We start from the raw sequence: 9,256 nt of genomic DNA, 5'->3' as shown, positions 1-9,256 counted from the left end.
CAATGATTCTTTATATGTAATAAATAATAATTTACAAATTAAAGAAATTGAAATTATATTGGAAAATAATAATTCGAGGGACTTCTTATTTGATTTCTCTAAAATAAATATTGGTTTTTTTGAAAACAATATAGATAAAATTTTAGAAAACTTAAAAAAAGAAAAATCCCAAGGAATAATACAACTTTTCCAAGATAAAAGAAATATGATTAATGAATATCTATTTAATAAAATAAAAGAAATAGATAATAATAAAAATAATATAACTGATTTCTCAATGGAGATTTTGAAATATTATTCAGCAGGTATTGGGTCTACACCTTCTGTTGATGATGTTATAGTTGGAATGATAATAATAGCAAAAGCATATAATGATGATATTTCAGTATTTAAAAGTGATTATAATAAAACTACAAATATCAGCAGAAATATGATTTTAAATATAATAAAAAATAGAGTATCAGATAATATAAAAAATCTCTATGAGAATGATGATATAAATAGAGTATTAGAACTTGTAAAAGAAATAGGTTCTAGCTCTGGCATTGATATGATAGTTGGTACATTTTTATATATAAAAAAAAGGAGGGGCGAATTTTGTTTAAGAAGTTCATTATAAAAAGTAATTATTATAAAGACTCTATAACATTGATGTCTTTAACAAATAAAGTTAATACGCTAGAGGGAGTTATAGATTCTACTCTTGGTATGGCAACGGATATGAATAAAGAAATAGTAAAAAGTATTGGATTTGATGAAAGCGAAATAAATAAAGCTAAATCAACTGATATGATGATTGCATTAAAACTAGAAGATGAATCATACTTAGATAAAGTTTTATCTGAAATAGAAAATATGTTTATTGTCAAAGAGGAAGATAATACTTCCAAAACATATACTAATACTAAGCAAGCTATTAATGAAAATAAAGATATTAATATGGCAGTAATATCTATACCTGGAAATCATGCTTATTTAGAAGTAAAAAAATGCCTAGAAAATAATATAAATGTAATGCTTTTCAGTGATAATATGAGCATTGAAGAAGAAAAGAAATTAAAAGAATTAGCTGTATCAAAAAAATTATTGATGATGGGACCAGATTGCGGAACTTCTATTATAAATGGTGTTGGGCTTTGTTTTGCAAATAAAATTAGAAAAGGAAATATCGGTATAGTTGGTGCAAGTGGTACAGGAATACAAGAGGCTACAGTTATAATAGATAAATTAGGTGCTGGTATTACTCATGCTATTGGTACAGGTGGAAGAGATTTGAGTGAAGATATAGGCGGGCTTATGATGCTTCAAGGTATGGAAATGTTGGAAGATGATGAAGAAACAAAAATTATTCTTTTAATATCAAAACCACCTGCAGAGAGTGTTACAAAAAAAATATTAGAAAAGATAAAACAATCTAAAAAAAGATATGTTGTATGTTTTATAAATGGTAAAAAAGAGATGGTTGAAGAAAGTGGTGCTCTATTTGCTTCTACATTGCAAGAGGGAGCTGTTATATCTTCTTCTTTAAGCTTAAACAAAGAAATAAATGTTGAAAATATAGATATAGAAAAAATAAAAAAAATCTCTTCAAAAATAAATAAAGAACAAAAATATTTAAGAGCTTTATACTGCGGAGGAACATTAGCAGCTGAAACTGAAATGATAATATCTCAAAACCATAAAGTATATAGCAATGTTTCTAAAAAGAAAGAAAATAAATTAGAAAATCCATTCAAATCATATCAAAACACAATTATAGATTTGGGCGATGATGTATTTACTCAAGGTAAACCACACCCTATGATTGACCCAAGTATTAGAAACTCAAGAATATTAGAAGAAGCAAAAGATAGAGAAGTGGCTATTATAATATTAGACTTTGAGTTGGGATATGGCTCTAATAATGACCCTGTTGGATTATCTATAGAAACTATAAAAAAAGCAAAAGAAATTGCAAACAGTGAAGGAAGAGAAATAATATTTATAGGATATATATTATCTACAGAAACAGAAAAACAAGATGTAGCTAGACAAAAATCTCTATTACAATCTATGGATATTATGATGGCTAATAGTAATGCAGAAGCAGCAAAAATAGCTAGTTCTATACTAAAGGAGATACAATAATGGCAAATATATTAAAAGATAAAATGAAAATATTAAATATAGGTTCTAATATTTTCCAAGAGGATTATAATATTCAAAATATTCAATATGTACAAGTTGATTGGAAGCCATCAAATATAAAACCAGAAACATTAAATGCTTTAGAGATTTTAGAAAAGAATATTGATAAAATAAATAAAGCAAATGAAGAGTTTATATCAAAAATAAATTCGGCATCTCCTGTTTTAATAGATATAAAACCAGCTATAGATGCAATTCCTAATATGGAAAAAAATCTCATACTTCATGCTGGTCCGCCTATAAAATTTGAAGATATGGCAGGTCCTATGAAAGGTGCTGTTTTAGGAGCTTTAGTATTTGAAGAATTGGCTAGTAATTTAGAAGAGGCTGAAAAATTAGCATTAAGCGGAAAAATAAAGTTTGCCCCTTGTAATGATTATAGTACAGTAGGACCAATGGCTGGTATAGTTTCTGCTTCTATGCCTGTGCATATTATATTAAATAAAACTAATGGAAACAAGGCCTTTTGTACTGTAAATGAAGGATTAGGTAAAGTATTAAGATTTGGTGCTAATGATGAAAGTGTATTAAATAGACTCAGATGGATAAGAGATGAGTTTGCTCCTACATTATCAAAAGTGTTGCAAAAAATAGGAGAAATTGATATAAAAAATATTATTACACAAGCACTTCAAATGGGTGATGAATGTCATAATAGAAATAAAGCAGCTACTTCACTCTTTATAAGAGAGATAGCTGAAGAGTTTTTTAATTTAGAAGATAAAGAAAAAGCAAAAAAGGCTTTAAGCTTCATTATTAAAAATGACCATTATTTCTTAAATTTATCAATGCCTTCTGCTAAGGCTAGTTTAGACAGTGTAAACAATATTAAATATTCGAGTGTAGTATCAGTTATGTCTAGAAATGGAGTAAACTTTGGAATGAAACTTTCTGGATTAGGTCCTGATAAATGGTTCCAAGGACCTGCAGAACCTATAGAAGGATTATTATTTGCAGGATATACTAAAGATGATTGCTGTGCTGATTTGGGAGATAGTGCTATTACAGAAACTTATGGTATAGGAGGTTTTGCTATGGCAGCAGCTCCAGCTATAGTAAGTTTTGTTGGAGGCACTGTAAAAGATGCTATAAACTTCTCAAACTCTATGCATACTATCACTGCTGGTGAATCTGCTATGTATAATATACCTACTCTAAACTTTAAGCCTACTGCTTTAGGTATAAATATTATGTCTGTTATTGAAACAGGAATAAGACCTGTAATAAATACAGGAATAGCTCATAAAGAACCTGGTATAGGTCAAGTTGGTGCTGGTATTACTCACCCTCCAATGTCTGTATTTGAAGATATTATTATTGAGTTTGCAAAAGAATTTAAAAATTAAGTTTTCACACTCTATAAAAAATAAAAGAATTAATCAACTAATATAGTTTGATTAATTCTTTTTTTATATTAACTGATTTTTATAGTTTCATTTTTTAATATATAATTTCTAGTGCAATCAAATATTGTAATACAATAGAATTATGTTATTATATAAAATCAATATAAATGAGGAAATTAATTTATGTCTAATTATAATTTAGATGATACTATAGTAGCATTAGCAACACCCTATTCAAAAAGTGCATTGGCACTAATAAGAATGTCTGGAAAAGATTCTCTAAACATAGCTTCAAAAATTTGTTATTATGCTAACAATGAAAATAATAACATTACGAAATTTGAACATAGAAAAAGTTATTATGCTTTAATTAAAGATGAAAACAATACTCCTATAGATGAGCTTGTAGTACTTACAACATTATCTCCAAACACATTTACTTCAGAAGACACTGTAGAGTTTATGTGTCATGGAAGCATAGTTGTTATAGAATCATTGATAAACCTTATAATAAGAAACGGAGCAAGGCAAGCAAATAGAGGCGAATTTACATATAGAGCTTATATTAATGGAAGAATTGGCATAAGCGAGGCTGAGGCTATACATGATTTAATAGATTCTAATAACAGATTAATGGCTGAAGCAAGCATTTACAAAATTAGAGGAAGGCTTACAAGGGAGATAGATAAACTTAGAGAGAATGTAAAAAATACTCTTATGCTTATCTATGGCGAATTAGATTTTCCAGAAGATGAGACTGAAACTTTTTCTTATGACAAACTAATAGAAAACTTTTATGCAATAAAAAAAGATATAGAAAATATTTTAAATAATTCTAAGAGAGTAGAAAATCTCATTAACGGAATAAAAGTGTCTATATTAGGAAGAGTTAATGCGGGAAAGAGCAGTATATTTAATATGATATTAGACAAAGAAAGAGCAATAGTTTCAAATATAGCTGGTACTACTAGAGATTTTTTGAGCGAAAATATTTATATAGACAATATACCATTTTATTTTATGGATACTGCTGGCTTTCATAAAGAAGCTGATAACGATATAGAACTTGAGGGAATTGAGAGAGCTAAAAAATGTGCTAATGAGGCTGATATTATAATTGCTGTTTTTGATTATAATGACAATGCTAATGATGATGATATTAATTTAATAGAGTTTTTAAAACAATTAAAAAATAAAAATATAATTTATGTGTTAAACAAAATAGATTTAGATAAGAAGTTTGACAAAAAAATAGATAATGCAATTGAAATAAGCACCAAAACAAAACAAGGAAAAGACAAATTAATAGAGGCATTAAAAAATCATATAAAAGATTCTGATATAACAATTTTTAATAAAGAAAGCTATGTAAACAATAGAGAGAGAGGATATTTAGAGAGAGCAATAGAGCAGTTGAATGTGTGCATAGAAAAGTCAAATAATAATCATTTATTAGATGAAGTAGCAGAAGAGATAAATATATTAAATAACATATTAGGCAATGTAAGCGGAAAGATTGAAGCAGAAGAGATAATAAACGAGATATTTGAAAATTTCTGTATAGGTAAATAGAAATATAAAAAGAATTATATACTAAAAGTTAATTTTATATTTTTATTATTTTCGGAGAATAGTCCCCCTGCGAAGCGTGCCCGTAGGGTAGAGCCCCTACTTCTTTTTACTACCGAAGGAAGTACCTTTAGGTATGGCCCAAAGAAGCAAAAAGACTGCATTTTTTAGCTAAATTATACACTACATTTTATATATACTTTTGATATATAAATTAAATAAATGCATTTTTTGCAACTTTTTGCGGCAGGAAAAAGTTGAATAGAACAAAAACTTATAAATATATAAAAAATAAACCGCTTTTGTGGGATGAACAAAGCGGCTTATTACAAATATAGTTATTGGGGGGTAGTCCAATCAACCTAAATATAATATCGTCTGTTGCAATAATAACTTTAATATTTTTTTATTTTATTACAGTTTTTATTACCCTATGAAAGTTTTTATATTCTATTTTCTCTATCTCATCGCTATTAAAACCAGCTTCTTTTAGCTTTTCTAATATAGCATAAGACTTTGAAGCATCTTCAAGCCCTTTTACTCCTGTAATACCCTCATCTTCAAAATATTCATTATAGTCAAAGCCAAGCCCTATATGATTAGTGCCTATAGTGTCGGCAATATATTTTATATGATCAACTGCCCTATCTATTGTTTGCTTATCTTTATCTTCGTCTACAAAGTCTTTATAACAATTAAACCCCACTACTCCATTTAAATCCCTTATCACTTTTAACTGCTCATCTGTAAGGTTTCTCATACTGCCGCATAACTTTCTGCTATTTGAATGCGATGCTATTATAGGCGAGTCTGTAATATTAGCTACATCATAAAAAGATTTATCATTCAAATGAGAAACGTCAACTATCATTCCCTTATCATTCATCTTTTTTATTACTTTTTTTCCAAGCTCTGTTAATCCTCTGCTGCTATCTCCCCTAGCCCCTGTAGCAAGTTTATTCTCTTCATTCCAAGTTAAACTAGCATGCCTAACACCATAATCATTATAATAACTATCAAGAATATCTATATTATCTTCAATGGGCATTAAACCCTCAAAACCCAAAAAAGCATAAAACTTATTTTTGTTCTGTGCATTAATCATCTCATCATAACTTTTTACAACTTCTATAATATCGCTGCAATAGTTAAGCTCTTTTTTAAAACATTCAAGTATCTCATTAGCCCTCTCAAAAGCTCTCTCGTAATTTTTTCTCTCAACCCACACAACAAATATACTTCCTCCAACTTTACCTTTTACCAAATTATCATAATGATACTTTTTTAATATATTATTCTCGCCCTTCAAAGTCTTTACAGCAACATCAGATAAAACATCAGAATGAGCATCAAAAATCATAAGTCTATTCCTTAAAATTAAATTTTCAAAAATAATATATCAATAAAAGCTATTTTACAATAGATTTATTTCATAATTAAATTAATAGCTCTATAAAATATTTTTTTATAATCTTATATAAATTAAAAATACAATTTGACAAAGATTTTATTATAATATACTATCATTCAATAATGAGTGAGTATGATGTTGAAATAAATAATGTCTTTTCTTTAGAAGCAATAAATTTTATGAGGAAATCTATAGTTGATTCCTACGGTAATGAAGTATATTTTGGAATCAATTTTAATTCTTTCGGTATATTAGATTATATAGAAGTAATGGCAAGGGGAAATAAAGATTCTGTACCTGCCATAATATCGCTTTCATTAGAGTTTGACGCTGTAATACATAATCACCCATCAGGTCAACTTACTCCTTCAAGGGCAGATTTGGCTATAGCAAGCGAATTGGGCAATAATGCTGGAGTTGGTTTTTATATAGTTAATAATGATGTTGATGATTTTTATGAAGTTGTAAGACCAATTAGAAAAGAGAATGTAAAAAATATAGATGCTCCTGATGCATTATTTATGTTTACAGAAAATGGGCTTTTAAGCAAAATATTAAAAAAATATGAATACAGACAAGAACAGACTGAACTTGTAGAAGCTACAATAGAAGCTTTTAATACAAATAAACATTTAATATCAGAAGCAGGCACTGGAATAGGTAAATCATTTGCATATTTAATACCTGCTTTATTATGGCTTAAAGAAAATAAAACAAGAATAGTTGTTTCAACAAATACAATAAATCTGCAGGAACAAATCATAAATAAAGACTTACCGTCTATAATAGATGCTATAGCTCCAAATGTGAAATATGCTTTAGTAAAGGGGCGTAATAATTATGTATGCATTAAAAAAGTAAAAGATGCTTTGAATGATACTGATAAATTAGATTTTGAAGACCAAATTGAGTTTTTTCAAGATATTGACAATTGGCTTAACATTACAAAAGACGGCTCTATTACAGATTTGGGCTACAAACCAAAATCTGAATTATGGGAAATGGTTGCATGCGATACTGATACTTGCACTCATAGAAAATGCGAATATTTAGAAGATTGCTATTTTTATAAGATGCGTAAACAGCTTAATGCCGCACAATTATTAATAGTCAATCATCATATACTATGTGCAGATTTATCTTTGCACGCAGAAACTTCAGGCAGATATAGCCTACTTCCAAAATATACAAAAGTGATTATTGATGAGGCTCATAATTTTGAAAACTCTGCTTCAAGTTATTTTGGAGATGAGGGAAGCAAAAATGGCATATTAAAAGCACTTTTTTATATATCAAGAATAAAGAAAAATAAAAGACTCGGCGTAATAGAAACTATTAATAATATGGTTAATCAAAATAAATCTTCTATAGAAGTAGATGATTATAGAGAATTACTAGAACTAATTAATAGTGTACATGAAACAACTTCTAGAGTAAGAAATGTAGTAGATGAATCTTCAAAACAGTTTTTAAACTATTGTCATAAAAATATACAAACAAAAGAAGGCTTAGGATTTAAATTTAGAATATGTCCAGAAATTATCATTAATAATAAATGGAAAGAAGAAGGAATTAAACCTTTAAGAGAGATGGTTTTAGTTATTACTTCATTAGTTAATGCATGCGATAAGCTTTACAAAAAATTCTTTGATATAGCAATAGATAAGGGTTTTGATTATGAAGAGATAGCACAGATGAGTAATGCCTATCTTGAAAGACTTAAAAGACAATTAATATCTCTCAATGCTGCAATAGATTATAAAAAAGATGAATATATAAGATGGGTTGAAGCAAGAATAACTAAAAAAGGAAATCTAATACTTAATTGGCATCTTACCCCTGTTACAGTAGCTAAAAACTTAAATGATTATTTATATTTGAGGTTTGATACTGTTGCTATGTATTCTGCCACTCTCACAGTTTCAAAGAGTTTTAACTTCTTTTCTAATAGACTTGGTTTTGACTATATAGAAAAAAACAAAAAGATAGAAATATATTTAGAGTCACCTTTTAATTATAGAAACAACGCAAGACTTTATATATCAACAGATTCACCAGACCCAGCAAGCGATAGTTTTAATGATTATACATCAAAAGTACTTCTTAATGTATGCGATATTACAGGCGGGCGTGCATTTATACTTTTTACGGCATTCTCTTCTTTAATGAAAGTTTATGAAACCACAGTTGAAAAGCTAAAAGAAAAAAATATTAATGCCCTTGCTCAAACTTCTTCAATACATAGACATACTTTACTTGATATGTTTAAGGCATCAGAAAATAATGTTTTATTTGGAGTAGATTCTTTTTGGGAGGGTGTTGATGTTGCAGGTAAAAATCTTGAGGCTGTAATTATACCAAAACTACCATTTGCTGTTCCTACAGACCCTATAAGCGAAGGAAGATACAAATATATCGAAGAAAATGGAGGAAATGCTTTTTTGGATTATGCTCTGCCTTTTGCTGTTATAAAGTTTAAACAAGGTTTTGGACGACTTATAAGAAGCAAAGAAGACAGAGGGATAGTGTTTGTATTGGATAAAAGACTATATACCAAAAATTACGGCATGCAGTTTATAAACTCACTTCCAAATGCAAGTATATTGAGAGCAAGCATAAAAGAAATTTTTAAAGATATGAACAATTTCTTTGAGCAATAAAAGCTATTAAGTTTATATTAAAACATATTCTATAAAAATTTATATTTTTTAAATTTATTATTTGCAGGGCTTTGCCCCGCACC

Annotated in this window: 6 protein-coding genes; 5 read left to right on the top strand and 1 reads right to left on the bottom strand. The window is 28.2% G+C overall.

Translation table 11 applies throughout. From position 1 onward, the window contains the following. The 4 genes from E6A48_RS02840 to mnmE all read left to right on the top strand — a co-directional run. The coding region (locus tag E6A48_RS02840) for an oxamate carbamoyltransferase subunit AllH family protein (RefSeq protein ID WP_219708473.1) at positions 1-619 on the top strand (619 nt) is incomplete at its 5' end. Continuing rightward, a complete protein-coding gene (gene fdrA / locus E6A48_RS02835) occupies positions 598-2,127 on the top strand; it encodes an acyl-CoA synthetase FdrA (RefSeq protein WP_219708472.1) in 1,530 nt (509 codons plus the stop codon). The genes E6A48_RS02840 and fdrA, both read left to right, overlap by 22 nt. Then, positions 2,127-3,533 (top strand): YlbE family protein, encoded by a 1,407-nt coding sequence (locus E6A48_RS02830; RefSeq protein ID WP_219708471.1) that lies wholly within the window; start codon positions 2,127-2,129, stop codon positions 3,531-3,533. The genes fdrA and E6A48_RS02830 overlap by 1 nt, the downstream gene beginning before the upstream one ends. A gap of 183 nt (positions 3,534-3,716) precedes the next feature. Next, the gene (gene mnmE, locus E6A48_RS02825; protein ID WP_219708469.1) at positions 3,717-5,105 is read left to right on the top strand and encodes a tRNA uridine-5-carboxymethylaminomethyl(34) synthesis GTPase MnmE; all 1,389 of its coding nucleotides are present in this window, start codon (positions 3,717-3,719) and stop codon (positions 5,103-5,105) included. A gap of 403 nt (positions 5,106-5,508) precedes the next feature. On the opposite strand, the gene E6A48_RS02820 is transcribed toward mnmE, so the two are convergent. Continuing rightward, complete coding sequence (locus E6A48_RS02820) at positions 5,509-6,462, bottom strand: dipeptidase (RefSeq protein WP_219708468.1); 954 nt, start codon at positions 6,460-6,462, stop codon at positions 5,509-5,511. 173 nt (positions 6,463-6,635) lie between these two features. Here E6A48_RS02820 and E6A48_RS02815 point away from each other — a divergent pair, with 173 nt between their 5' ends. After that, positions 6,636-9,173, top strand: coding sequence for a helicase C-terminal domain-containing protein (locus tag E6A48_RS02815; protein WP_219708466.1), 2,538 nt, complete (start codon positions 6,636-6,638; stop codon positions 9,171-9,173). Positions 9,174-9,256 lie beyond the last annotated feature (83 nt).

The organism is Brachyspira pilosicoli (assembly GCF_019402445.1).
GTDB lineage: Bacteria > Spirochaetota > Brachyspiria > Brachyspirales > Brachyspiraceae > Brachyspira > Brachyspira pilosicoli_B.
The sequence above is the reverse complement of the archived record's forward strand: the minus strand, read 5'-3'. Positions and strand labels throughout refer to the sequence as shown.

Bases quoted from the DNA above. Each gene is read 5' to 3' on its own strand.
- E6A48_RS02830 (WP_219708471.1), top strand. From the start codon at position 2,127: ATGGCAAATATATTAAAAGATAAAATGAAAATATTAAATATAGGTTCT.
- mnmE (WP_219708469.1), top strand. From the start codon at position 3,717: ATGTCTAATTATAATTTAGATGATACTATAGTAGCATTAGCAACACCC.
- E6A48_RS02820 (WP_219708468.1), bottom strand. From the start codon at position 6,462: ATGATTTTTGATGCTCATTCTGATGTTTTATCTGATGTTGCTGTAAAG.
- E6A48_RS02815 (WP_219708466.1), top strand. From the start codon at position 6,636: ATGAGTGAGTATGATGTTGAAATAAATAATGTCTTTTCTTTAGAAGCA.